This window comes from Halovulum dunhuangense (genome assembly GCF_013093415.1).
GTDB classification, from domain to species: domain Bacteria; phylum Pseudomonadota; class Alphaproteobacteria; order Rhodobacterales; family Rhodobacteraceae; genus Halovulum; species Halovulum dunhuangense.
The window spans coordinates 789,369-812,574 of the sequence record NZ_JABFBC010000001.1; the positions used below are offsets into that span (position 1 = coordinate 789,369).

At 69.5% G+C, this 23,206-nt stretch carries 23 protein-coding genes; 15 read left to right on the plus strand and 8 right to left on the minus strand.

The window, feature by feature from the left end:
- Window positions 1–5 precede the first annotated feature (5 nt).
- Window positions 6–383, plus strand: a complete 378-nt coding sequence (locus HMH01_RS03855) for an HIT domain-containing protein (protein WP_171322661.1) — start codon at window positions 6–8, stop codon at window positions 381–383.
- Window positions 384–389: 6 nt separating this feature from the next.
- Here HMH01_RS03855 and HMH01_RS03860 read toward each other — a convergent pair whose 3' ends face one another.
- Window positions 390–1,325: an ABC transporter ATP-binding protein gene (locus tag HMH01_RS03860; RefSeq protein ID WP_171322663.1), complete on the minus strand. Its 936-nt coding sequence runs from the start codon at window positions 1,323–1,325 to the stop codon at window positions 390–392.
- A 123-nt stretch (window positions 1,326–1,448) separates the two neighbouring features.
- On the opposite strand from HMH01_RS03860, the gene HMH01_RS03865 reads away from it, so the two are divergent.
- From HMH01_RS03865 to HMH01_RS03875, 3 genes are read left to right on the plus strand one after another with little or no spacing between them, the layout of a single operon-like run.
- On the plus strand, window positions 1,449–1,625 hold the full coding sequence (locus HMH01_RS03865; RefSeq protein WP_171322665.1) for a zinc-finger domain-containing protein: 177 nt from the start codon (window positions 1,449–1,451) through the stop codon (window positions 1,623–1,625).
- Window positions 1,622–4,441 carry a DNA polymerase I gene (polA, locus tag HMH01_RS03870; RefSeq protein ID WP_171322667.1) on the plus strand — a complete coding sequence of 940 codons (2,820 nt, stop codon included), beginning with the start codon at window positions 1,622–1,624 and terminating at the stop codon, window positions 4,439–4,441. The genes HMH01_RS03865 and polA overlap by 4 nt, the downstream gene beginning before the upstream one ends.
- The gene (locus tag HMH01_RS03875) at window positions 4,438–4,578 is read left to right on the plus strand and encodes a hypothetical protein (protein WP_171322669.1); all 141 of its coding nucleotides are present in this window, start codon (window positions 4,438–4,440) and stop codon (window positions 4,576–4,578) included. Before polA ends, HMH01_RS03875 begins: the two co-directional genes overlap by 4 nt.
- A gap of 12 nt (window positions 4,579–4,590) precedes the next feature.
- Here HMH01_RS03875 and HMH01_RS03880 read toward each other — a convergent pair whose 3' ends face one another.
- From HMH01_RS03880 to HMH01_RS03890, 3 genes are all read right to left on the minus strand, one after another.
- Entirely contained in the window at window positions 4,591–4,938 is a 348-nt protein-coding gene (locus HMH01_RS03880; RefSeq protein WP_171322671.1) for a hypothetical protein, read from the minus strand.
- A gap of 121 nt (window positions 4,939–5,059) precedes the next feature.
- Window positions 5,060–5,719 carry a TetR/AcrR family transcriptional regulator gene (locus HMH01_RS03885; protein WP_171322673.1) on the minus strand — a complete coding sequence of 220 codons (660 nt, stop codon included), beginning with the start codon at window positions 5,717–5,719 and terminating at the stop codon, window positions 5,060–5,062.
- A gap of 56 nt (window positions 5,720–5,775) precedes the next feature.
- On the minus strand, window positions 5,776–5,961 hold the full coding sequence (locus HMH01_RS03890; RefSeq protein ID WP_171322675.1) for a DUF1674 domain-containing protein: 186 nt from the start codon (window positions 5,959–5,961) through the stop codon (window positions 5,776–5,778).
- 71 nt (window positions 5,962–6,032) lie between these two features.
- Here HMH01_RS03890 and htpX point away from each other — a divergent pair, with 71 nt between their 5' ends.
- The 11 genes from htpX (at window position 6,033) to HMH01_RS03945 (ending at window position 20,007) form a co-directional block, all read left to right on the plus strand.
- Entirely contained in the window at window positions 6,033–6,944 is a 912-nt protein-coding gene (htpX, locus tag HMH01_RS03895) for a zinc metalloprotease HtpX (RefSeq protein WP_171322677.1), read from the plus strand.
- On the plus strand, window positions 6,941–8,233 hold the full coding sequence (locus HMH01_RS03900) for a transcription antitermination factor NusB (protein WP_171322679.1): 1,293 nt from the start codon (window positions 6,941–6,943) through the stop codon (window positions 8,231–8,233). The genes htpX and HMH01_RS03900 overlap by 4 nt, the downstream gene beginning before the upstream one ends.
- A gap of 67 nt (window positions 8,234–8,300) precedes the next feature.
- Window positions 8,301–10,079: a heparinase II/III family protein gene (locus HMH01_RS03905; protein WP_171322680.1), complete on the plus strand. Its 1,779-nt coding sequence runs from the start codon at window positions 8,301–8,303 to the stop codon at window positions 10,077–10,079.
- 30 nt (window positions 10,080–10,109) lie between these two features.
- Entirely contained in the window at window positions 10,110–11,708 is a 1,599-nt protein-coding gene (purH, locus tag HMH01_RS03910; protein WP_171322682.1) for a bifunctional phosphoribosylaminoimidazolecarboxamide formyltransferase/IMP cyclohydrolase, read from the plus strand.
- Between the two features lie 4 nt (window positions 11,709–11,712).
- Entirely contained in the window at window positions 11,713–12,198 is a 486-nt protein-coding gene (gene lspA, locus HMH01_RS03915) for a signal peptidase II (protein ID WP_171322684.1), read from the plus strand.
- Between the two features lie 65 nt (window positions 12,199–12,263).
- The gene (locus tag HMH01_RS03920) at window positions 12,264–12,791 is read left to right on the plus strand and encodes a DUF3035 domain-containing protein (protein WP_171322686.1); all 528 of its coding nucleotides are present in this window, start codon (window positions 12,264–12,266) and stop codon (window positions 12,789–12,791) included.
- 73 nt (window positions 12,792–12,864) lie between these two features.
- A complete protein-coding gene (locus tag HMH01_RS03925; protein WP_171322687.1) occupies window positions 12,865–14,193 on the plus strand; it encodes a M16 family metallopeptidase in 1,329 nt (442 codons plus the stop codon).
- Between the two features lie 5 nt (window positions 14,194–14,198).
- Window positions 14,199–15,512, plus strand: coding sequence for a M16 family metallopeptidase (locus HMH01_RS03930; protein WP_171322689.1), 1,314 nt, complete (start codon window positions 14,199–14,201; stop codon window positions 15,510–15,512).
- 52 nt (window positions 15,513–15,564) lie between these two features.
- Complete coding sequence (mutL, locus tag HMH01_RS03935) at window positions 15,565–17,436, plus strand: DNA mismatch repair endonuclease MutL (RefSeq protein ID WP_171322692.1); 1,872 nt, start codon at window positions 15,565–15,567, stop codon at window positions 17,434–17,436.
- A complete protein-coding gene (locus tag HMH01_RS03940; protein ID WP_171322694.1) occupies window positions 17,436–18,590 on the plus strand; it encodes a DNA recombination protein RmuC in 1,155 nt (384 codons plus the stop codon). The genes mutL and HMH01_RS03940 overlap by 1 nt, the downstream gene beginning before the upstream one ends.
- 85 nt (window positions 18,591–18,675) lie before the next feature.
- Window positions 18,676–20,007 carry a DUF3422 family protein gene (locus tag HMH01_RS03945; RefSeq protein ID WP_171322696.1) on the plus strand — a complete coding sequence of 444 codons (1,332 nt, stop codon included), beginning with the start codon at window positions 18,676–18,678 and terminating at the stop codon, window positions 20,005–20,007.
- A 7-nt stretch (window positions 20,008–20,014) separates the two neighbouring features.
- Here HMH01_RS03945 and HMH01_RS03950 read toward each other — a convergent pair whose 3' ends face one another.
- From HMH01_RS03950 to fsa, 4 genes are all read right to left on the minus strand, one after another.
- On the minus strand, window positions 20,015–20,710 hold the full coding sequence (locus HMH01_RS03950) for a CDP-alcohol phosphatidyltransferase family protein (protein ID WP_171322698.1): 696 nt from the start codon (window positions 20,708–20,710) through the stop codon (window positions 20,015–20,017).
- An 85-nt stretch (window positions 20,711–20,795) separates the two neighbouring features.
- Window positions 20,796–21,692 carry a tyrosine recombinase XerC gene (locus tag HMH01_RS03955; RefSeq protein WP_171325204.1) on the minus strand — a complete coding sequence of 299 codons (897 nt, stop codon included), beginning with the start codon at window positions 21,690–21,692 and terminating at the stop codon, window positions 20,796–20,798.
- Window positions 21,693–21,736: 44 nt separating this feature from the next.
- Window positions 21,737–22,456, minus strand: coding sequence for a DUF484 family protein (locus HMH01_RS03960; protein WP_171322700.1), 720 nt, complete (start codon window positions 22,454–22,456; stop codon window positions 21,737–21,739).
- 16 nt (window positions 22,457–22,472) lie between these two features.
- A complete protein-coding gene (gene fsa / locus HMH01_RS03965) occupies window positions 22,473–23,126 on the minus strand; it encodes a fructose-6-phosphate aldolase (protein WP_171322702.1) in 654 nt (217 codons plus the stop codon).
- Between the last annotated feature and the right edge of the window lie 80 nt (window positions 23,127–23,206).

The following is a 23,206-nucleotide window of genomic DNA, read 5'->3' on the forward strand; positions in this document are numbered from 1 at the left end:
TTCCCATGTACGACTATGACGACCAGAACATTTTCGCGAAGATCCTTCGCGGCGAGATCCCGAACCGCACCGTGCTCGAGACCGAGCACAGCCTTGCCTTCGAGGATATCGCGCCCCAGGCGCCGGTGCATGTGCTGGTGATCCCGAAGGGCGCCTATGTGAACTACGACCACTTCGCGGCCCATGCGAGCGATGCCGAGATCGCCGATTTCACCCGGGCCGTGGGCGAAGTGTGCCGCCAGACCGGCGCCGCGGTCGCGGATGGCGGCATGGGCTACCGGCTGATTTCCAACTCGGGCGAGGCGGGCATCCAGGACGTGCCGCATTTCCACCTGCACGTCCTTGGCGGCAAGGTGCTGGGCAAGATCCTGCCCAACGTCTGAGCGGGCTCAGGCGGCGTTGCTGGTCAGGCTGACGAACACGTCCTCCAGGTCCGCCTCTTCGATGGCGACGTCGCGGATGCGGATGCCTGCGGCGCGGACCGCATCGAGCACGGCCTCGGCCGGGGTCACGCTGCGCCGGTAGTTGAAGGCCAGTGCGCCATCCGCGCGGATGTCGACCCTGACCCCCTCGGGCATGGCGGGGGGCGTGGCGACGGGGTCCTCGGGGGTGATGACCATGGTCTTGCCGTCGAGCCGCGCCAGCAGGTTGCGGGTGTCGTCGCAGGCGACCACCTCGCCGTGGTTGATGATGCCGATGCGGTCGCACATCTCCTGCGCTTCTTCCAGGTAATGCGTGGTCAGGATGATCGTGGTGCCCTGAGCGTTCAGTTCTCGGACGTAGCGCCAGAGCATCTGTCGCAACTCGATATCCACCCCGGCGGTCGGCTCGTCGAGGACCAGGACCGCGGGGCGGTGCATCAGCGCCTTTGCGATCAGCAGGCGGCGGCGCATGCCGCCCGACAGCGTGCGGGCATAGGCCTCGGCCTTGTCCGACAGGCCCACGGCGGCCAGGATCTCGTCGGTGCGGCGCTCGGATTTCGGCACGCCGTAAAGCCCGGCCTGCACCTCGAGGGCGGCGCGGGGCGTGAAGAAGGGGTCGATGTTCAGCTCCTGCGGGACGACCCCGATCGAGGCGCGCGACTGGCGCGGGTTCACGTCCTGGTCGAAGCCCCAGATCCGCACCGTGCCCGAGGTCTTGTTCACCAGGCCGGCCATGATGTTGATGGTGGTGGACTTGCCCGCGCCGTTGGGGCCGAGCAGCCCGAAGATGGACCCCTCGGGAATGTCGAGGTCGATGCCCTTCAGCGCCTCTTTGGGGGCGCTGCGGCCGGATCCGCGATAGACCTTGCGCAGGTTTCTCAGTTCGACGGCATTGGCGGGCATCGGCGTGTCCTCTCTCGTCCTGGCGGCCCGCGACCCTTGCCGCCGGTGGCCGGATCGCTATCATGCGCGCCCGATGCCGGCAACCGCGCGGCCCCAAGCCCTGACAACCCTGAGAGGACTGCCATGACCCCCGACGCGCCCGAGGTCGAGATCGTCACCAAATCCACCGTCGCCTGCGACGGCGGCACGCTGGGCCATCCCCGCGTGTGGCTGACCGTCGACCCTGACAAGGGCTATGTCGAGTGCGGCTACTGCGACAAGCGCTATGTCCTGAAGGGCGGACCGGCGGACAGGTCGTGAGCGGATTCGGCAAGGGCTGTCACCTGCACCTGATCGACGGGTCGGCCTTCATCTTTCGCGCCTTCCACGCGCTGCCGCCGCTGACGCGGAAATCGGACGGCCTGCCCATCGGGGCGGTGTCCGGCTTCTGCAACATGATCTTCAAGATGGTCGAGGACAATCGCGGCCCCGACGCGCCCACCCATGTCGCGGTGATCTTCGACAAGGGCAGCCACACCTTCCGCAACGACCTGTACGACAAGTACAAGGCGAACCGCGACGAGATGCCAGAGGATCTGCGCCCGCAGATCCCGCTGACCCGCGAGGCGACGCGCGCCTTCAACATCGCCTGCATCGAGCTTGAGGGCTTCGAGGCGGACGACATCATCGCCACCTATGCCCGCGAGGCCCGCGAACGCGGCGGGCGGGTCACCATCATCTCGTCGGACAAGGACCTGATGCAGCTGGTGGGCGGCGGGGTCGAGATGTTCGACGCGATGAAGAACACGCGCCTCGGCCCCGAGGAGGTGGAAGCCAAGTTCGGGGTGCCGCCGGATCGGGTGATCGACGTGCAGGCGCTGGCCGGCGACAGCGTGGACAACATCCCCGGCGCGCCCGGCATCGGCATCAAGACCGCCGCGCAGCTGATCAACGAATATGGCGACCTCGACACGCTTCTGGCGCGCGCCGAGGAGATCAGGCAGCCCAAGCGGCGGCAGACCCTGATCGAGTTCGCCGACCAGATCCGGCTGTCGCGGCAGCTGGTCACGCTGGATGACAGCGTCGAGGGGCTGGAGCCGCTGGACGATCTGGACGTGCGCGAGCCGGATGCCGAGGCGCTGATGGCGTTCCTGTCGCAGATGGAGTTCCGCACCCTGACCCGGCGCATCGCCGAGAAGATGGGCGTCGAGGCGCCCGAGATGCCCGAGCCGGGCAGTGCCGCCGCGGCGGCCGCAGCAGGCGACGCGCCCGAGCCCGCGGCGCTGAAGGCAGGCTTCGATGCGCAGGGCTATCAGACCGTGTCGGACCGCGCGGCACTTGACGCCTGGATCACGCTGATCCGCGAGCGGGGCCATGTTGCGGTGGATACCGAGACCACCTCGCTCGACGAGATGCGGGCCGAACTTGTCGGCATCTCGCTGGCGGTGGAGCCGGGCAGCGCCTGCTACATCCCGCTTGGCCATGTCACCGGCGAGGGGGACCTGCTGGGCGCGGCCGAGCGCGCGCCGGGCCAGATGGCGATGGACGAGGCGCTTTCGATGCTGAAGCCGGTGCTGGAGGATGACGCCATCCTCAAGATCGGCCAGAACATGAAATACGACATGAAGATCCTGGCCCGCGTCGGGATCGATGTCGCGCCCATCGCCGACACCATGCTGATGAGCTACGCGCTGCATGCCGGGCTGCACGGGCACGGGATGGACACGCTGGCGGAACGCTACCTGAACCACACGCCCATCCCGATCAAGTCGATACTGGGTTCGGGCAAGGCGCAGGTGACATTCGACCGGGTGCCGATCGCAGAGGCGACGGCCTATGCGGCGGAGGATGCCGACATCACGCTGAGGCTGTGGATGCTGTTCGCGCCGAAGCTGGGCGCCGAGCATGTGGCGACCGTCTACGAGACGCTGGAGCGCCCGCTTGTCCCCGTGCTTGCCCGGATGGAGATGGCGGGCGTCAAGGTGGACCGCGACCATCTGAGCCGGATGTCGAACGCCTTTGCCCAGAAGATGGCCCAGCTCGAGGACGAGATCCAGTCGCTTGCCGGGCGCAAGTTCAACGTAGGATCCCCCAAGCAGCTGGGCGAGATCCTGTTCGACGAGATGAGCCTGGCCGGCGGCAAGAAGGGCAAGACCGGCGCCTATGGCACCGGGGCCGACGTGCTGGAGGAACTGGCCGCGCAGGGCCACGACCTGCCCGCGCGGGTGCTGGACTGGCGCCAGATCTCGAAGCTGAAATCGACCTACACGGATGCGCTTCAGGGCCATATCCACCCGGAAACGGGGCGGGTGCACACGTCCTACGTCATTTCGGGCGCGACGACCGGGCGGCTGGCCTCGACCGATCCGAACCTCCAGAACATCCCGGTGCGGACGGAAGAAGGGCGGCGCATCCGCGAGGCCTTTGTCGCGGAAAAGGGCAACGTGCTGGTCAGCCTCGACTACAGCCAGATCGAGTTGCGCATCCTTGCCCATATCGCCGGGATCGACAGCCTGAAGCAGGCCTTCCAGGACGGGCTCGACATTCACGCGATGACCGCATCGGAAATGTTCGGCGTGCCGATCGAGGGCATGGACCCGATGGTCCGGCGCCAGGCGAAGGCGATCAATTTCGGGGTGATCTACGGGATTTCCGCCTTTGGCCTTGCCAACAACCTGCGCATCCCGCGCGATCAGGCCAGGGACTTCATCGACCGCTATTTCGAGCGTTTCCCCGGGATCCGGGAATACATGGACGAGACCGTGGCCTTCGCGAAGGACACCGGCCATGTGCTGACGCTGTTCGGGCGGCGCATCCATACGCCCGAGATCGGCGCCAAGGGGCCGCGCGCGGGCTTTGCCCAACGGGCCGCGATCAACGCGCCCATCCAGGGCACCGCCGCCGACATCATCCGCCGCGCCATGATCCGCGTTCCGCGCGCTATCGAGGGTCTGCCCGCCCGCATGCTGCTTCAGGTCCATGACGAACTGCTGTTCGAGGTCGAGGAAGGCGCCGCCGAAGAGACGATCGCCAGGGTGCGCGCCGTGATGGAAGCGGCGGCCGAGCCCGCGGTCAGGCTGGACGTGCCCTTGACGGTCGATGCCGGCCGGGGCCCCAACTGGGCGGCGGCGCATTGATCCGCGCGGGTCTGATCGCGGCGGCGCTCGCGCTGGCCGGCTGCGCGCCCCAACCGCCAGCGGCGGGCGGCGCCGGTGTGGGCGTATCCGTCAGCGGCACGGCAGAGATCGGCGTGACCACGGTGATCCGGCGTTGACCGGGGCGCGCCTCAGGCCTTGACCCGGTAGACCTCAAGCAGCGTCCTGAGAGTGACCGGGCGATCGTCGGATGGCTGCCGCGGGGGCAGGGTCCTGCGCGCGGCGACATACCATGCATGCAGTGCCCGGAAGCTGCCGGCAAAGCCGTGCTGCTTAAGCTCTTCGTAGATCGTGGCGCAGAGTTGGTACTCCCGTTCGTCGATCCGCGTGGTCTGCGCGCGCCGTTCACAGGCCAGATACACCGTCTTCAGCGCTGCCACGTCGGGGGGTCTTTCCAGCCGGATCAGGTGGTCGGCTGTTGCGGGACCGGCCAGGGTGATGGCGGCTAGAACTACGGCACTCGTTACTGTGGGATACATGGTCGGGACTCACTGGAAAGACCGCAATTGCGTGCAGCTTGCGCCCCGTTTCCGGGTCCGACAAAGAGAATTGTCACGTTTTCGCGATAATATCTTGATGTTGGAATGTGAGCGCCTTCGTTCAGCGCAGAAGCGCCCTGCCTTCGGTCAGCACCGGCTCGGGGCATCCCATCGCGCGCAGGCTGCGCAGCGTGGTCTGGTCTGCGACTTCCGTCCGGCTGACCACATCGAGCCGGGCACCTGACTGCATCAGGTCCGCCGCGCCGTGGATCGCGCTCCACATGAAGCGGATGTCGTCCATGTCCGGCTGGCCGGGAAGTCCGCCGCGGCGGTGGATGTCGAGGCAGTTCTCGCGCACGCAATCGAGGATGGTGTAGCGCATCGCGTCGGGGTTGCCCATCTTGTCCTCGCGGCAGAGGCAGCCGATCCGGCCGAACATCATCCGCCAGAGCGTCGGGTTCGCCTCGGCGAAATCGACGAAGGCGCGGCCCATGCGGAAGGCGCGGGCGACCGCCTCGACGGCCGAGGGCGCGGTGCCGGCCTCGGGGCGGATCGCCACGAAAAGCGCCCGCATCTCGTCGAAGCCCTGCTGGACCACGGCCTTGAGCAGCTGGTCGCGATCGTCGAAATGCCGGTAGACGGCCCCGGACGACACGCCCAGGTCGCGGGCCGCGGCGCGCAGGCTCATCGTGGCGATCTCGCCCGCATCGGCGGCACGGCGGGCATAGGCCAGCAGCGCGTCGCGCAGGTCACCACGTTTGAGGGGCAAGGTCTGGTTCATGGCGTGCATGTAAGCACTGATTACCGTGGGGTCAAACCCCGAGGGCGTCGCGCGGATCAGAAATCCGAGGCGATGCCCTTCTTTTCCCAGTCGCCGAAGCGGATCGGCTCGGGTCCGTCGCGCCCGCCCAGTTCGGGGGCCAGGTCGAGCGGCTTGGCCGCCTTGCGCCGCGCCTCGGCCTCGGCCAGGGCACGGGCGGCGGCATCGCGCAGGCGGGCGGCTTTCTGGTTCTCGTCCGTCACTGTCTTCTCCTTCGCGGCCTGCCCGCCTATATGGAGGTCAGTTCAAGATCCGGCAAGGGAAAGGGCGGCGCATGAACATGATGCGCACGGCAATGCTTCTCGCGGCGATGACCGCGCTGTTCCTGGGCGTGGGCTACCTGATCGGTGGCACCGGCGGCATGGTGCTGGCGCTTGCCTTCGCGCTGGCGACCAACGCCTTTGCCTACTGGAACTCGGACAAGCTGGCGCTGTCGATGCACAACGCCCAGCCCGTGACGCGGATGTCGCATCCGCAGCTGCACGACATGGTGGCGCGGCTGGCGCGTCAGGCGGACCTGCCGATGCCCCGGCTGTACCTGATCGACCAGCGCCAGCCCAACGCGTTCGCGACCGGGCGCAATCCCGAAAACGGCGCCGTCGCGGTGACGACCGGGCTTCTGCACAGCCTGTCCGCCGAGGAGGTGGAGGGCGTGGTGGCGCATGAACTGGCGCATATCAGGAACCGCGACACGCTGATCATGACGATCGCCGCGACCATCGCGGGCGCGATCTCGATGCTGGCCAACCTGGGCTTCTTCTTCGGCGGCAACCGCGAGCGGGGCAGCTTCGGCGTGGTCGGGCTGCTGATAGCGGTGTTCCTGGCGCCGATGGCGGCGGCGCTGATCCAGATGACCGTCAGCCGGACCCGCGAATACGCCGCCGACCGCGGCGGGGCCGAGATTTCGGGCAACCCGATGGGTCTGGCCAGCGCGCTGCTGCGCATATCGGAACAGGCGAAGCACGTCACCATGGGTAGCGCCGAGACGCATCCGAACTCGGCTCACATGTTTATCGTGAACCCCCTGACGGGCATGCGGCTGGACAAGCTGTTTTCGACCCATCCGCCGGTCGAGCGGCGGATCGCTGCACTCAAGGCGATGGCCTCTGACGGGGAATACCGCCAGCCCGCCGGCCGCCGCACCGCAACCCGGCGCAGCCCGATCCCCGTGGTGAGGCGCAAGTGAGCGCCGCCCCGGGACTTGCCGCGCGCCGAGCGGCGGCGCAGCTTCTGGCAGGCGTGCTGGATCGGCGCCAGACGCTGGCCGAGCTGTCGGCATCGGCGGACGGTCCCCTTGCGGCGCCGAAGCCCGAAGAGCGGGCCCGCGCCTCGGTGATTGCGCTGGGCGTGCTGAGGCAGCTGGAACGGCTGGACGCGGTGCTGTCCCCGATGCTGCGCAAGCCGCCGCCCCCGCCGGTGCACCATGCGCTGCGCATCGCCGCGTGGGAGGTGCTGGTCGATGGCGTGGCGGATTATGCCGCGGTCGATGGCGCGGTGCGGCTGGTGCAGGGCCTGCACAAGCACCGGCACCTGACGGGGTTGACCAACGCGGTGGCCCGCAGGCTTGCCCGCGAGGGGGCCGAGGCATGGGCCGCGTTGCCACCGCCGTCGCGGCCCGTGGGCTGGCTCGGCCCCCGCATCGTCAAGGCCTGGGGCCGGGAAGCCGCCGCCGCGATCGCAGAGGCACATCTGGGCCAGCCCCCGCTCGACCTGACGCCGCGGACGCCGGCCGAGGCGGCAGCCCTTGCCGAGACGCTGGGGGCGGAGCTTCTGCCCACTGGCAGCCTGCGCCTGCGCATGCCCGGTCAGGTCAGCGCACTGCCCGGCTACGCCGAGGGCGCGTGGTGGGTGCAGGACGCCGCCGCCGCGCTGCCGGTGCGGCTGCTCGGGGATGTGCGGGGGCTGCGGATTGTCGATCTTTGCGCCGCGCCGGGCGGCAAGACGATGCAGCTGGCGGCAGCCGGGGCCGAGGTGGAGGCCGTCGATCTGTCCGCGCCGCGGATGGAGCGGGTGCGCGAGAACCTCGGCCGGACGAGGCTGCCCGCGCAGGTGGTGGTCGCGGATGCGCTCGACTGGGCGCCAGATGCGCCGGTCGATGTGGTGGTGCTCGATGCGCCCTGCTCGGCCACCGGCACGCTGCGGCGCCACCCCGACCTGCCACATGCGCGTCCCGACCCGGACATCCGACCGCTGCTCGAGTTGCAGGCGCGGCTGATCGACCGGGCGCTTGGCTGGCTCAAGCCCGGCGGGCGGCTTCTGTACTGCACCTGTTCGCTGCTGCCCGAAGAGGGCGAGCGCCAGATCGAGCATGCGCGCGACCGCCATCCCGGCCTGCGCGTGGCCGGCGCAGTGCCGCCCGAGGGGCTGGAGCCGGGCTGGATCACCGATGCCGGCCACCTGCGGCTGCGGCCCGACTACTGGTCCGGGCGGGGCGGGATGGACGGTTTTTTTGCCACGGTCCTGTCGCGGGACTGACCGGCGCGGATGACAGGGTGCGGGCCCCTTTGTAAGCTGCGCCCCAGCCATGAAACCGGAGCGCCGCTTGTCCCAGCCCCTGTCCGTCCTGCTTGACGCCGCCGCAAGGCTGGCCGCGCGCCGTGCCGAGGCGCGGATCCGCGCGCGGCTCAAGCGGCTGTCGGAAGGGGTGCGCTTCGACGGGCTGGTGCATCTGCCCGCCGCCCGCGACTTCGGCGACTTCAACGCCGCCCGCGCGGTGCTGAAGGGGGAACTTGCCATCGGCGGCTACCGCGCGGCCCTGCGCGACCTGACGCCCTGGGACGTGGCCCTGCCATCGCCACGGCTGAGCTGGGCGTTGCACGGCTTTGCCTGGCTCGACGATTTCGAGGCGCTGGGCGGCAAGCAGGCCCGCGCCCGCGCGCAGGGCTGGACGCTGGGCTGGATCGACCGTTTCGCCGACGGCGCCGGGCCGGGCTGGGCGCCGCATGTGGTGGCCGGGCGGCTGCGCCGGCTGCTGACGCAACTCGATTTCCTGGCCAAGGGGCTGGCCGAGGATCGTCGGGAGCGGATCGAAGGCCTGCTGCCGCTTCACGTCGCCTATCTTGCCGAGACCTGGGAAGAAGAGGCTGACGACGCGCCCCGGCTTGCCGCGCTGTGCGGGCTGTTGACCGGGGCGGTCTGCCTTGCCGGGCAGGGGGCGCATGTTTCCCGCGCGCTCGAGTCGGTGGCCGGGTTCTGCGACGAACGCATCACCGCGCAGGGCGGTCTGGCCTGCCGCAACCCCGAGGCGTTGCTGTCGGTGTTCCGCGATCTTCTGGCGATCCGTGCGGTGCTGGCCGATACCGGCCGCAGACCGCTTCCGCAACTCGAGGACGCGCTCCAGCGGATTGCGCCGACGCTGCGCGCGCTTCGCCATGGCGATGGCCGCCTGGCGCGGTTCCACGGCGCCTCGGGCGGCGGGGATGGCGTGCTCGACCGTGCGCTGGCCGAGGCGCGCATCCGCACCCGGCCGACGGACGCCCCGGCGATGGGGTTCGTGCGGCTGCATGGCGGGCGCGTCACGGTGATCGCCGATTGCGCCCGCCCGCCTGAACGCTCGGACACGGGCCATGCCAGCACGCTTGGCTTCGAGATGTCCTCGGGCCGGCGGCCGGTCATCGTCAACACGGGGCCGGCGGTCGGCCACATGCCCGACTGGGCACGCGCGGCGCGCACGACCGCCGCGCACAACACGCTTGCTCTCGACAAGACGTCGTCCTCGCGGCTGGGGCCGGCGCGCGTTGCCGGGCGGCCGGGGTTCGACGCGCTTCAGACGCGGCCCTCGCTGGTGTCGCTGGCGCGGGCCGAGGACGCCAGCGGCATGTGGATCCAGGTCCGCCATGACGGCTACCTGGAGGATTACGGCCTGGTGCACGAGCGGCGCCTGTTCGTGGGATCCCTCGGGCATCAGGTGCATGGCGAGGATGTGCTGCTGTCGCCGGACGAGAAGTCGCGCCGCCGCTTCGCCAGCCGGATCCGCGGCGCCTCGAAGCTTGGCGTGGGGCTGGCGATCCATTTCCACCTGCACCCGGAGGTCGAGGCAGAGCTGATCCGGCAGACCGACAGCGTCCGCCTGCGGCTGAAAAGCGGCGAGGTCTGGCTGTTCCGTCACGAGGGCGGGCTGATGGACCTGGAGGCGAGCGTCTACCTGGACCCGGCGCTTGCCGCGCCGCTGCCCGCGCGCCAGATCGTGGTGCGCAGCCGCGCCACGACCCATTCGGCGCAGATCAGCTGGTCGTTGTTGCGCGAGAACGTCGCGCCGCGCGCACCGCGCGATGTTGCCGGGGATCTTGGCATTGACACCGGGTCGGAGGGGAGTCACTAGGGCGCGCATCGTCGAGAGCAGGAGTTGCCCATGCCGACCGCCGCCGACCGCGTCACCCCCAAGCGCGCCCTGATCTCGGTTTCCGACAAGACAGGCCTGATCGAACTGGGCCAGGCGCTGGCCGGTCACGGGATCGAACTGGTCTCGACCGGGGGCACCGCGAAGGCGCTGCGCGAGGCGGGCCTGGCGGTCCGCGATGTGGCCGAGCTGACGGGTTTTCCCGAGATGATGGACGGGCGGGTCAAGACGTTGCACCCGATGGTCCATGGCGGCCTGCTGGCGCTGCGCGACGACGCGGCCCATGTCGCGGCGATGAAGGACCACGGCATCCTGCCGATCGATATCCTGGTCGTGAACCTGTACCCGTTCGAGGCGACGGTCGCGCGCGGTGCCGCGGCCGACGAGGTGATCGAGAACATCGACATCGGCGGCCCGGCGATGATCCGCGCGGCGGCCAAGAACCACGCCCATGTCGCGGTGGTGACGGAAGCCGGCGATTATGGCCTTCTGCTCGAGACGCTGGCCGCGAACGGTGGCGCCACGACGCAGGACCTGCGCACGCGGCTTGCCGCCCGCGCCTATGCCCGCACCGCGGCCTATGACGCCGCCGTATCGGCCTGGATGGCCGATCACGCGGGCGAGGATGTGCCCCACCGCCGCGCCATCGCGGGCGAGCTGGCCCAGAGCCTGCGCTACGGCGAGAACCCGCACCAGAAGGCCGCCTTCTACATCGGCGGGCATGCCCGGTCCGGCGTCGCCACCGCGCGGCAGCTTCAGGGCAAGGAACTGTCCTACAACAACATCAACGACACCGACGCCGCCTTCGAACTGGTTGCCGAATTCGCCCCCGACGAGGGTCCGGCGGTTGCCATCATCAAGCACGCCAATCCCTGTGGCGTGGCCCGCGGCGCGTCGCTGGCCGAGGCGTATCGCGCCGCCTTCGACTGCGACCGGACCTCGGCCTTCGGCGGGATCGTTGCCCTGAACCAGCCGCTCGACGCGGAAACCGCGGCCGAGATCGTGAAGATCTTCACCGAGGTGGTGATCGCCCCCAAGGTGACGGCAGAGGCGGCGAAGGTCTTTGCTGCAAAGCCCAACCTGCGCCTGCTGGAAACCGGCGGCCTGCCCGATCCTGCGGCGGCCGGGCTGGTGTGGCGGCAGGTCGCCGGCGGCTACCTGGTGCAGGACCGCGACAACGGGCGGGTGCAGGCCTCGGGGCTGAAGGTGGTGACGGAGCGCGCCCCCACGGCGTCGGAACTGGCCGACATGATGTTCGCCTGGCGCGTCGCCAAGCATGTGAAGTCCAACGCCATCGTCTATGCCCGCGACGGGGCGACGGTGGGCATCGGTGCAGGCCAGATGAGCCGGGTGGACAGCGCCCGCATCGCTGCGCGCAAGGCCGCCGACATGGCCGAGGCGCTGGGCCTGCCGGGCCGCCCGACCGAGGGATCGGCGCTGGCCTCGGATGCGTTCTTCCCCTTTGCCGACGGGCTTCAGGCGGCGATCGACGCAGGCGCGACGGCCGTGATCCAGCCGGGCGGATCGATGCGTGACCAGGAGGTGATCGACGCCGCCAACGCCGCCGGGCTGGCCATGGTCTTTACCGGCATGCGGCATTTCCGGCACTGAACCGATGCGCGGCCTTTCCCTTCTCGGCGTGACCGCGCTTCTGGTCCTGGCCCTCGACCGGCTGACGAAGCTGTGGGTGGTCGAGTGGATGGATCTCAAGACCCGGTTCGCCATCGAGGTGCTGCCGCCGTTCCTGCAATTCCGCATGGCCTGGAACCGCGGCATCAATTTCGGGCTGATGGGCAGCGATGCCGAGGCGATGCGCTGGGGGCTGGCGGCCCTGGCCGTCGCGGTCTCGGTCGGGCTTGCCTGGTGGGCGCGCCGCGCCGGCGGGCTCTATGTGCCCCTTGCAGGCGGCCTGATCGTGGGCGGCGCGCTGGGAAATGCCTGGGACCGCGTCACCTATGGGGCAGTCGCGGATTTCCTGAACATGAGCTGCTGCGGCATCGACAACCCCTTCTCGTTCAACGTGGCCGACGCCGCGATCTTCGTGGGCGCCGTGGCGCTGATCTTCATGCCGGACCCGGGCAAGCGCGCAGACAGGACGTGACGCGGGCGCTGTCCTGCTGTAACACGCCTTGGTGTGACAGGAGTTCTGGTGTGACGGAGGAGCACATGGCGCCTCAATTCTATCGCGTGGCGGCCCTGATCGCGGTGGCCGTGCTTGCGGGCTGCGGCGGTGGCGCGGGCGATGACCGGACGCTGATCGACAGGATTGCCTCCAGCAGCAATGTCGCACCGAACGAGTTCGCGGTGCTCCCGCAAAAGCCGCTTGTGCTTCCGGATGACCTGACGGCCCTGCCGGAACCGGTGCCGGGCGCGACCAGCCGCGCGGATCTGACACCGAACGCCGACGCCTTGCGCGCGCTGAGCGGGCAGGACGGGCGCGCAGCGCCGATCGGATCGGACAACGCGCTGCTTGCGACGGTCGGTGCCGGGCAGGCGCGGCCCGACATCCGCGCCGTACTGGCGGCCGAGGATGCGGCCTATCGCGAGGACAATCGCGGCCTGCCGCTCGACCGGTTGCTGGGCCGGGTGACCGAACGAGACATCTACGAGGACGAATTGCTGGACCCCGAGGCCGAGTTGCGCCGCCTGCGGGCGCAGGGCGTCTGGGTGCCCCAGCTTCCGGCCGAGCAATAAGCCCCGTTCACGGAGTTTTCGGTTGCGCCTGCGGCCCCGTCGTCTAGGTGCGGGACCAGGAGGAACCGAAGCCATGCGTCTTTTCCGTGCTGTCCTGATCCTGTGCCTTGCGCCGCTGGCGGTGCTCGCCTCGACCCGCGACGACGTGACGAGCTTCACGCTCGACAACGGGCTCGAGGTGGTGGTCATCGAGGATCACCGCGCCGCCGTGGTCACGCACATGCTCTGGTATCGCGTTGGCTCTGCCGACGAGCCGCCGGGCAAGTCCGGCATCGCGCATTTCCTCGAACATCTGATGTTCAAGGGCACCGAGAACATGGACTCGGGCGAGTTCAGCCGCGTGGTCGCCGAGAATGGCGGCAGCGGGAACGCCTTCACCTCGTGGGATTACACCGGCTATTTCCAGCGCGTCGCCGCCGACCGGCTGGGCCTGATGATGCAGATGGAGGCCGACCGGATGCGTGGCCTGCGCCTGACCCCCGAAGAGGTGGAAACCGAGCGCGGCGTGATCCTCGAGGAGCGCAACCTGCGGGTGGAGAACGATCCGCTGGGCATCTACAGCGAACAGTCGCGGGCGGCGTTCTACCTGAACCACCCTTACGGGCGGCCGATCATCGGCTGGCGCCACGAGATCGAGGCGCTCACCCGCGAGGATGCGCTGGCGTTCTACCGCACCTATTACGCGCCCAACAACGCCGTGCTGATCGTGGCGGGCGACGTGCAGCCCGACGCGGTTCGGGCGCTGGCCGAGGAGCATTACGGCCCGATCGAGCCCACCCCGGACCTGCCGCCGCGCATCCGTCCGGCCGAGCCGCCGCAACTGGCCGAGCGGCGCATCGTCTATCGCGACGCGCGGGTCAGCCAGCCTTCGGTGTCGCGCAGCTACCTTGCGCCGGTGCGCGAGGCGGGCGACCAGGAACGCGCCGCGGCGCTGGCGGTGCTGGCCGATCTTCTGGGCGGGGGGATCACCTCGCACCTGTCGCGGGTGCTGGAACTGGAGGAGCGGGTCGCCATCCGCACCGGCGCGTCCTATTCCGCGACCGCGCTGGATCCGCAGGGCTTCACCCTGTTCGCGGTGCCGGCCGAGGGGGTCAGCCTGGACGAACTGGAAATGCGGATCGACGCGGCGATAGCCCGTTTTCTGGAAGAGGGGCCCGACCCGGAGGATCTTGAAAGGGTCAAGGCCGGCATCCGCGCAAGCGAGATCTACAGCCTCGACAGCCTGCAGGGGCGGGCCTCGACCTATGGCGCGGCCCTGGCGAGCGGCCTGACCGTGGCGGATGTGCAGGCGTGGCTTCCGCTGCTGGCCGAGGTCGAGGCGGAGGACGTGATGGAAGCCGCACGCGACGTTTTCGACCGCCGCCGTTCGGTGACGGGCCATGTCATGGGGGCCGAAGGATGACGACGATGCTGCGATCCCTTTTCGCGATGGTGCTGGTGGTGCTGGCGGCGGTCCCGCTCAGGGCCGCGACCGATATCGTCGAGGTGGTCTCGCCCGGTGGCATCACCGCCTGGCTGGTCGAAGAGCCCAGCATACCGATGCTGGCCATCGAGGCGCGGTTCGAGGGGGGCGCCGCGCTGGACCCGGATGACCGGCTGGGCGTGGCCCGTCTGATGGCGGGGCTGCTGGACGAGGGGGCGGGCGATCTGGACAACCTGGGATTTGCCGCGGCGACCCAGGCGGCGGCGACGAGTTTCGGGTTCAGCGCGGGGCGGTCCGCGATCTCGGTCTCGGCCACGATGCTGACCGAGAACCGGGCGGAAAGCGTGGATCTTCTGGCGCTGGCGCTGACGCAGCCGGCCTTCGATCCGGTGGCGATCGAGCGGGTGCGCGCGCAGGCGCTGTCCGGGCTGCGTGCCGATGCGACGGACCCGAACGCCATCGCCGGACGGGCGATGGACGCGGCGCTTTACGGCGATCACCCCTTCGCGCGCCCGACGGATGGAACCCTGGAGACCGTGGCCGCCATCACGCGCGACGATCTGCTGGCCGCTCATGGCCGCAGCCTTGCGCGGGACCGGCTGACCGTCGGCGTCGTCGGCGACATCACGCCCGAGGAACTTGGCCCGCTGCTCGACCGCATCTTCGGTGGGCTGCCCGCGACCGGACCCGAGTTGCCGCCGCCGGCCAAGGTCAGCGGTGCGGGGGGCGTCCATGTCGTCCCCTTCGACACGCCACAGGCGGTGATCCGCGTGGCGCAGCCCGGTATCGCCGATGGCGACCCGGATCTGTTTCCGGCGCTGATCGCGGCCGAGGTGCTGGGCGGTGGCGGGTTCCGCTCGCGCCTGACGCAGGAATTGCGGGAAGAGCGGGGCCTGACCTATGGCGTGTTCGCCGGGCTGCGCACGGATGCCGATGCGCCCGCCATCGTGGGCGGGCTTGCGACGGCCAACGCGACGGCGGGGCAGGCGCTGGATCTGCTGCGGGCCGAATGGGCACGCATGGCCGAGACCGGCATAACGGCGCAGGAACTCGAGGAGACCAAGCGCTACCTGACGGGCGCCTATCCGCTGCGCTTTGACGGCAATGGGCGGATCGCGTCGATCCTGGTGGGCATGCAGGTGTCGGGCTGGCCGATCGACTACCCCCAGACCCGCAATGACCGGGTAGAGGCGGTGACGCTGGAGCAGGTGAACCGGGTGGCGGCAAGGCTGTTCGCCCCGGAGGCCCTGACCGTGGTGGTCGTGGGCCAGCCCGAGGGCGTCACACCGACCCAGTAAAGCTTGCCGCGGAACTGGCAGAATCGCAGCGGCTCGTGCTACCCCTTGTGGCATGAACGCAGGCGGCCCCAAGATAAGCATTTTCTCTGATCCGCCGTCCCCGCGACGGCGGATCCGTCAGCTGGACGACGCCGCGGCCAACCGCATCGCCGCGGGCGAGGTGGTCGAGCGCCCGGCATCGGCCATAAAGGAGCTGGTGGAAAACGCGCTCGACGCCGGGGCCGGCCGCATCGAGATCGCCTATGCCGATGGCGGGCGCACGCTGATGCAGGTCAGCGATGACGGGCACGGCATCCCGGCGGACGAGCTGGAGCTGGCGCTGTCGCGGCACGCCACGTCCAAGATCGACGGCAGCGACCTGCTGGATATCCGCAGTTTCGGCTTTCGCGGCGAGGCGCTGCCCTCGCTCGGTGCGGTCGGGCGGCTGACCATTGCAAGCCGCGCGGCGGGGGCGGCAGAGGCGGCGGAGATCACCGTGACCTGTGGCCGGATGGACCCTGTGCGCCCCGCCGCGCTGCGCGCCGGCACGGTGGTTACCCTGCGCGATCTGTTCCGCGCGACGCCCGCGCGGCTGAAGTTCCTGCGCACCGACCGGGCCGAGGCGCAGGCCATCGGCGAGACCGTGCGCCGGCTGGCGCTGGCGGCCCCCGGCGTGGGCTTTGCCCTGATCGACCGCAGCGACGACGCCCCGCGCGAGATGTTTCGCGCCGATCCGGTGCAGGCCGAGGGCGAGGAGGCCCTGCGCCAGCGCGCGCGGCAGGTCATGGGACGCGATTTCGTCGAGAACGCCATCGCCATCGACGCAGAGCGCGAGGGCATCCGCCTGACCGGGCTCGCGGCGCTTCCCACCTATTCGCGGGGCGCCGCCGTGGCGCAGCATTTCTTCGTCAATGCGCGGCCGGTCCGCGACAAGCAGCTGCTGGGGGCGCTGCGGGCGGCTTATGCCGATTTCCTGAGCCGCGACCGTCATCCGGCGGCGGTGCTGTTCCTGTCCTGCGATCCGCAGGCGGTGGACGTGAACGTCCACCCCGCCAAGGCCGAGGTGCGGTTTCGCGATCCCGGCGTGGTGCGCGGGCTGATCGTCTCGGGCCTGCGGCACGCGCTGGCGGGCGCCGGGCACCGTGCCTCGACGACCGTCTCGGATGCTGCGCTGGGGGCGTTCCGGGGGGCGGGCGTTGCAGCGCCCATCTACCAGATGGACCGTGCCGCGCGCCCCGCGCTGGACCTGTCCCGTGCCTGGCAGGCGCCCGATCCCGCGCCGCAGGGCTTTGCTGAATCCGCGGCCTGGACATCGGCCCGGGTCGAGACGCCGGCGCCCGATGCCCAGGCAGAGGATGCCACGACCCTGCCGCTCGGCGCCGCGCGGGCGCAGTTGCACGAGACCTATATCCTGTCGCAGACCGCGACGGGCGTCGTGCTTGTCGATGCCCATGCCGCCCATGAGCGGCTGGTCTATGAAGGGCTCAAGGCGCGGCTGCGGGAGAATGCCGTGCCCCGGCAGGCGCTGCTGATCCCGGAAATCGTGGAGCTTGCCGCCGACGACTGTGCCCGCCTGCTGGCGGTCGCGGACGAACTGGCCGGGGCGGGGCTGGTGATCGAGGCGTTCGGACCCGGTGCGATCTGCGTGCGCGAGACGCCGGCGATCCTGGGCACGGTGGCGGCCGAGCCCCTGCTGCGCGACGTGGCGGACGAGCTGGCCGATCTGGGGGCCACCACGACGCTGGGTGCGCGGATGGATGCGGTGCTGTCGCGGATGGCCTGTCACGGCTCGGTCCGGTCGGGGCGCCGGATGAGCGCCGAAGAGATGAACGCGCTTCTTCGCGAGATGGAGGCGACGCCCCATTCCGGCCAGTGCAATCATGGCCGTCCGACCTGGGTCGCGCTGTCGCTGGCCGATCTCGAACGCCTGTTCGGGCGCCGCTGATGCCGCCGCTCGACTGGTCCGACCCGCTGACGCTGCTTGCCGCCACCACCGCCGTCGCCCTGCCGATCCTTTGTCTTTCCCTGCTGGTTGTCCTTGCGATCCGCGCCTCGGCCCGCGCTGCGCGCGCGACCGAGCCGCTGGCGCAGCATCTCGTGCAGCTCGACCAGGCCCTGCGCAGCCTGTCGGACGCGCAGCAGCGGCTGGCCGGCGGCCTGTCCAGCGTGGCCGAGGCGCAGGCCAAGGCGCAGCTGTCGATGGTGCACACGATGGAGCAGCGCCTTGAAGAGGTGCAGCGCCAGATGGCCGACAGCCTGCATGGCGCCACGGTGCGCACAACACGCTCGCTGACCGAATTGCAGGAGCGGCTGGCCACGATCGACAAGGCGCAGAGCAATATCGAGAAGCTGTCGGGCGACGTGCTGGGGCTTCAGGATATCCTGTCGAACAAGCAGACCCGTGGCGCCTTTGGCGAGATCCAGTTGCAGGACATCGTGTCCAAGGCGCTGCCGCCGGACGCGTATCGCTTCCAGGCGACGCTGTCGAACGGCAAGCGGGCGGACTGCGTGATCGACCTGCCGATGCCGCCCGGCCCCATCGTGATCGACAGCAAGTTCCCGCTCGAACCCTATGAGGCCCTGGTCAGGGTCGGGGCCGGGCCGGCGGCGCAGGGCCCCGCGCGCGAGTTCCGGCAGGCGGTCCGCGCCCATATCCGCGCGATCGCCGAGAAATACATCATCGAGGGCGAGACGGCCGAAGGCGCGCTGATGTTCCTGCCCTCGGAAGCGGTCTATGCCGAGTTGCACGCGCGCTTTCCCGAAGTGGTGCGCGAGGGCTTTGCCGCCCGGGTCTGGATCGTGTCGCCCACCACCTGCATGGCGACGCTGAACACGCTGCGCGCCGTGCTGAAGGATGCCCGCATGCGCGAACAGGCGGGCCATATCCGGCGCGAGCTGGGCCTGCTGTTCAAGGATGTGGAACGTCTGGGCGCGCGGGTCGAGAATCTCGACCGGCATTTCGGGCAGGCGGCGCGCGATCTGGCCGAGATCCGGATTTCCGCCGAAAAGGCCGGCACCCGCGCCCGCCGGCTTGAGGATTTCGAGTTCGACACCCCCGAGGTCGATGTGCCCGAGCCGGCGCTTCGGCTGGGCGAATGATCCGTTGCCGCGGCGACCATGCCACAGATGACGCCCCCCGCGACCCGTGCTAGGTGTGGTGCAGTGCAAAAGGAACTGCGAGACGATGGCGACAAAACCGCTCGACGACTACCCTGACCGCTACAGCCTGTCGAACGAGTTGCATGCCCGCCCGTTCCCGGAACTGTCGGCGCCCTGCCGCGCCGCCTATATCGCGATCAAGCAGCCGCAGAACGCCGCCGAGCGCGACCGCACCCAGGATCTTGAGCATCTGAAGATGCTTCTGGACCGCTACGGCGCGCCACACCCGGCACCGGGCGCGAACCACTATTCCTCGAAGCTCGGGCGCGGGTTCCTGAAGTGGGAACAGCACACCGAGTTCGTGACCTACACGATCTTTGCCGAAGGCGTGGCCGACGTGCCCTTCGATGGCAGCGTCTATACCATGTTCTCGGACGACTGGCTGGCGGCGGCGCCGGGCAAGGTTCTGACCTCGTGCCTGGTTCGGGTCGAACGGGTGGCCGACCAGACCGCTGCCGGCGCGCGCGTCGACGAAGCCTTTTCCAAGTGGTTCGTTCCCGAAAGCCTGGCGGTGTCCAGCGTGATCGACGGCGCGGCCGTCATCGGCAGCGATTTCCGCATCGACGAGAACGGCCATGTGCGGCTTGCGGTGCTTGCGACCGACGGCACAGGGCAGCGGCGGCTGGGAAGGATCGTCCAGCGCCTGCTCGAGATCGAGACCTACAAGTCGATGGCCATGCTGGCGCTGCCGCAGGCGCGGATGGTTGCCGGCCGGGTGGCGACGCTGGACCGCGAGCTTGCCGCGATCGTCGGCCAGATGGCCGCATCCAGCGGCGAGGACCAGGCGACGCTGGACCGGCTGCTGAAGATCTCGGCCGAGGTGGAACTCCTCTCTTCGTCGACCGCGTTCCGGTTCGGTGCGGCAGGCGCCTACGAGGCGATCGTGACCCAGCGGATCGAGGTCCTGCGCGAGATGCGCCTGCGGTCGCGCCAGACATTCGCCGAGTTCATGACGCGCCGCTTCGATCCGGCCATGCGCACCTGCCGCTCTGCCCAGGCGCGGCTGACGGAACTTTCGCAGCGGGCCGAGCGTGCGTCCAACCTGCTGCGCACGCGGGTGGACGTGGCCGCCGGTGCCCAGAATGTCGAGGTGCTGCGCCGCATGGACGAACGGGCGGCCCTGCAGCTTCGGCTGCAGGAAACGGTCGAGGGGCTGTCCGTGGTGGCGATCAGCTACTATGCCGTGAACCTGGCCGCGAACCTGCTGAAGCCGCTGGGCGATGAAATGGGCCTGTCCGAGGGCTGGCTCTATGCCGGGCTGACCGTGCCGGTGGTGGCGCTTGTCTGGCTCATGGTGCGCCGGGTGCGCCAGCGGATCGCCCGGCGCGAGGCTGCTGCGGCCCGCGACGGACACTGACCGTGCTTCAGGCCGCGCGGTCCTGGACCAGCTGCTGGGCGATACCCGCCAGCGACAGGTAGAACGTACTGACGAGCAGAAGCGCCGTCGCGGTGGCGGGTGCATCGAAGGACAGCCACGCCTCCCATGTGGCGGCGGCGGCCCAGAGCATCACCATGGGCAGGTTCAGCGCCCGCCAGCGCCGGGTGCGCACGGGGTGGATGAACTTCAGCGGGAAGAACTGCGCCAGCGCGATCGCCATCATCAGCAGCATCGCGCCCCAGGACCCGATGTCGACCGCGAACAGCACGAGGATCACCATGTTCCAGCAGGCCGGAAAGCCGGAAAACGACTTGTCCTCGGTCTTCATCCGCGTGTCGGCGAAATAGACGGCACCCGTGACACAGATCATGAGCCCCGCGGCAAGGCTCCATCCCGGCCCGATCAGTTCCGCCTCGACCATCGCGTAGGCGGGGATGATCACATAGGTCAGGTAGTCCACGATCAGGTCCAGCAGCACCCCGTCCCATTGCGGGGCGTTGCGCGCGACATCGACCCGCCGCGCGAGCGGTCCGTCGATGCCGTCCACCAGAAAGGCGAAGAGCAGCCACAGGAACATCATCGGCCAGTCGCCGCGCCCAGCCGCGAGCATCGCCATCAGGGCGAGTGCTGCGCCGGTCGCGGTGAGGATGTGGATCGAGAAGGCCTTCACGAACGGGGTCATGCAGTTTGTTACCGTTTTATGATGCACGGGTGAAGGGGGGGCGCGGCACCGGCGCTAGCGGGACCGCAGCCGCGGCGCAGGGGCCTCAGCCGCGGCGCTGGCGCGGATGGGCCGCTTCGTAGATCCGCATCAGGCTTTGTTCGTTGACGGCCGTGTAGGCCTGCGTCGTGGACAGCGAGGCATGGCCGAGCAGTTCCTGTATCGCGCGCAGATCGGCACCATGTTCCAGCAGATGCGTGGCGAAGGAATGGCGCAGCGCGTGCGGGGTCGCCGTTTCGGGCAGGCCCATGGACTGGCGCAGAAGCTGCATCGCCTTTCGCACCTGCCGCTGGTCGAGCGGCTTGCCCCTCAGCCCGCGAAAGATCGGCGTGTCGCGCTGCATCGGGTAGGGGCAGAGCGCGACGTATTGCGCAACGGCGCTGCGGGCCACGGGCAGGACGGGGACGATCCGTTCCTTGTCGCCCTTGCCCCTTATGCGCAGGCTTTCGCCAAGCGGCAGGGCGGCCCCGGTCAGGCCAAGCGCCTCTGAGATGCGCAGCCCGCAGCCATAGAGCAGGGTCAGCACCGCCGTATCGCGGGCGGCGATCCAGGGCTCTTCGGGCAGGCTGCCGGCCAGGTCCAGCAGGTCCGCCGCCGCCGCCTCGGCCACCGGGCGGGGCAGTCGCGGCTTCTGCCGCGGGCTGCGGGTCGCGGTGACGGCGGCGGCGGTGATGCCCTCGGCCTGGTCAAGCCAGCGATAAAAGGTCCGGACCGCGCTGAGCGCCCGCGCCATCGACCGTGCCGACAGGCCGCGCCCGCGTTCATGGGCCATCCAGGCCCGCATGTCGCGGGTGCCGACCCTGGCCAGCGCGGCCTGGCCCGCGGGGCCGCCCCAATGCTGCGAGAGAAAAGCCAGAAACCCCGCCACGTCGCGGCGATAGGCTTCCACCGTCTTCGGGCTTGCGTTGCGGGCGCCGGAAAGCTGCGCCAGCCAGCGGTCCATCAGCGCCAGCGCGCCATCCGATCCGGTGACCGGCCCGCCCCCGCTCACGCCAGCCAGCGGCGGAGTACCCGCTCGAAAGCCCCCGCGAAGAAGGACAGCAGGTCCGTTCCCTGGTCCGGCGTGAAGCGCTGCGGGTCCTCTGCCCCCAGCGCCAGAAGCGCCGCGCCCTTGCCCTGGCCGAGATCCAGCTTCAGCAGCGCCTCGGACTGCACCAGCGCCTCGTTCTGGCCGTAAAGATCGTCGGCCTGCGCGGTCGCGCGGCGCAGCGTCACCCGACGTGCCGGGCGGCCGTCGCCATCGGAGAGATACTCCTCGACCCCGCCGCGCGGCAGGGCGATCACGAGCCCCGACAGCGGCCCCTTCGGTCCCAGATGCGCGCCCGGGATGGCGCTGCCCGATTCGAGCCCCAGCCGGATCGCGTCGATCGACAGGATATGCGCCACCTCTTCCCCGAGTGCCGCGAGAAAGCCGCGGAAGGAGTTGGGTTCGAGAAGCGCCAGGACCGCCCGGTGGATCTGGTTGGTCCCGGCAAGGTTCTCGTAGGCCGCGGCGATGACCGTGCGGTTGGTGGCCTCCAGCCGGTTCAGGCGCTCTTCCAGCCGTTCGACCAGCTTGGCGCGCAGATCGACGATGTTGCGCCCCTCGGAATAGCCGCCATCCGCCTCCAGCAGGGCGGACATGAGTTCCCTGTCGCCAAGGATCATGTCCGGATTCTGCAGGATCTGGCTGCGGATCGCCGAAACCGGCTTCTGCACCTCGTTCATGCGCGCGGCCCCCGGCTCAGAGAATGGTCTGCCCGGTCTTGGCCCAGTCGGCAAGGAAGCCCTCGAGCCCCTTGTCGGTCAGCGGATGGGCGGCCATCTTCTTGATCACCTCGGGCGGGGCGGTGATGACGTCGGCGCCGATCCGGGCGCTTTCCGCGATGTGGTTGACGGTCCGGATCGAGGCAGCAAGGATCTGCGTCCCGAAACCGTAATTGTCATAGATCGTGCGGATGTCCGAAATCAGCTCCATGCCGTCCAGGTTGATGTCGTCCAGCCGCCCGATGAAGGGGCTGACGAAGGTGGCGCCGGCCTTGGCCGCCAGGATCGCCTGGTTCGCGGAGAAGCAGAGCGTGACGTTGACCATGCGGCCCTCGCCGCTCAGCACCTTGCAGGCCTTCAGCCCGTCCCAGGTCAGCGGCACCTTGATGGCGATGTTGTCGGCGATCTGCGCGAGCTTGCGTCCCTCGGCGATCATGCCCTCGGCGTCGAGTGCCACCGTCTCTGCGCTGACCGGGCCATCCACGGCCTCGCAGATCTCCTTGGTGACTTCCCAGATGTCGCGGCCGGATTTCATGATGATGGACGGGTTGGTCGTGACCCCGTCCAGAAGGCCGGTGGCGGCCAGTTCCCGGATCGCGTCGATGTCCGCGGTATCTGCGAAGAATTTCATCTCCACCCCTTTCAACTTGCTGTGTGTCGGGCCTCTGGGCGCGCACCATAGACGAAGCGTCCGGCAAGCGGAACACCCGA

What these genes read in the sequence shown, in the direction of transcription:
- HMH01_RS03855 (WP_171322661.1), top strand. Translation starts at nt 6, where the DNA reads ATGTACGACTATGACGACCAGAACATTTTCGCGAAGATCCTTCGCGGC.
- HMH01_RS03860 (WP_171322663.1), bottom strand. Translation starts at nt 1,325, where the DNA reads ATGCCCGCCAATGCCGTCGAACTGAGAAACCTGCGCAAGGTCTATCGC.
- HMH01_RS03865 (WP_171322665.1), top strand. Translation starts at nt 1,449, where the DNA reads ATGACCCCCGACGCGCCCGAGGTCGAGATCGTCACCAAATCCACCGTC.
- HMH01_RS03880 (WP_171322671.1), bottom strand. Translation starts at nt 4,938, where the DNA reads ATGTATCCCACAGTAACGAGTGCCGTAGTTCTAGCCGCCATCACCCTG.
- HMH01_RS03885 (WP_171322673.1), bottom strand. Translation starts at nt 5,719, where the DNA reads ATGAACCAGACCTTGCCCCTCAAACGTGGTGACCTGCGCGACGCGCTG.
- htpX (WP_171322677.1), top strand. Translation starts at nt 6,033, where the DNA reads ATGAACATGATGCGCACGGCAATGCTTCTCGCGGCGATGACCGCGCTG.
- purH (WP_171322682.1), top strand. Translation starts at nt 10,110, where the DNA reads ATGCCGACCGCCGCCGACCGCGTCACCCCCAAGCGCGCCCTGATCTCG.
- lspA (WP_171322684.1), top strand. Translation starts at nt 11,713, where the DNA reads ATGCGCGGCCTTTCCCTTCTCGGCGTGACCGCGCTTCTGGTCCTGGCC.
- HMH01_RS03920 (WP_171322686.1), top strand. Translation starts at nt 12,264, where the DNA reads ATGGCGCCTCAATTCTATCGCGTGGCGGCCCTGATCGCGGTGGCCGTG.
- HMH01_RS03925 (WP_171322687.1), top strand. Translation starts at nt 12,865, where the DNA reads ATGCGTCTTTTCCGTGCTGTCCTGATCCTGTGCCTTGCGCCGCTGGCG.
- HMH01_RS03930 (WP_171322689.1), top strand. Translation starts at nt 14,199, where the DNA reads ATGCTGCGATCCCTTTTCGCGATGGTGCTGGTGGTGCTGGCGGCGGTC.
- mutL (WP_171322692.1), top strand. Translation starts at nt 15,565, where the DNA reads ATGAACGCAGGCGGCCCCAAGATAAGCATTTTCTCTGATCCGCCGTCC.
- HMH01_RS03940 (WP_171322694.1), top strand. Translation starts at nt 17,436, where the DNA reads ATGCCGCCGCTCGACTGGTCCGACCCGCTGACGCTGCTTGCCGCCACC.
- HMH01_RS03945 (WP_171322696.1), top strand. Translation starts at nt 18,676, where the DNA reads ATGGCGACAAAACCGCTCGACGACTACCCTGACCGCTACAGCCTGTCG.
- HMH01_RS03950 (WP_171322698.1), bottom strand. Translation starts at nt 20,710, where the DNA reads ATGACCCCGTTCGTGAAGGCCTTCTCGATCCACATCCTCACCGCGACC.
- HMH01_RS03955 (WP_171325204.1), bottom strand. Translation starts at nt 21,692, where the DNA reads ATGGACCGCTGGCTGGCGCAGCTTTCCGGCGCCCGCAACGCAAGCCCG.
- HMH01_RS03960 (WP_171322700.1), bottom strand. Translation starts at nt 22,456, where the DNA reads ATGAACGAGGTGCAGAAGCCGGTTTCGGCGATCCGCAGCCAGATCCTG.
- fsa (WP_171322702.1), bottom strand. Translation starts at nt 23,126, where the DNA reads ATGAAATTCTTCGCAGATACCGCGGACATCGACGCGATCCGGGAACTG.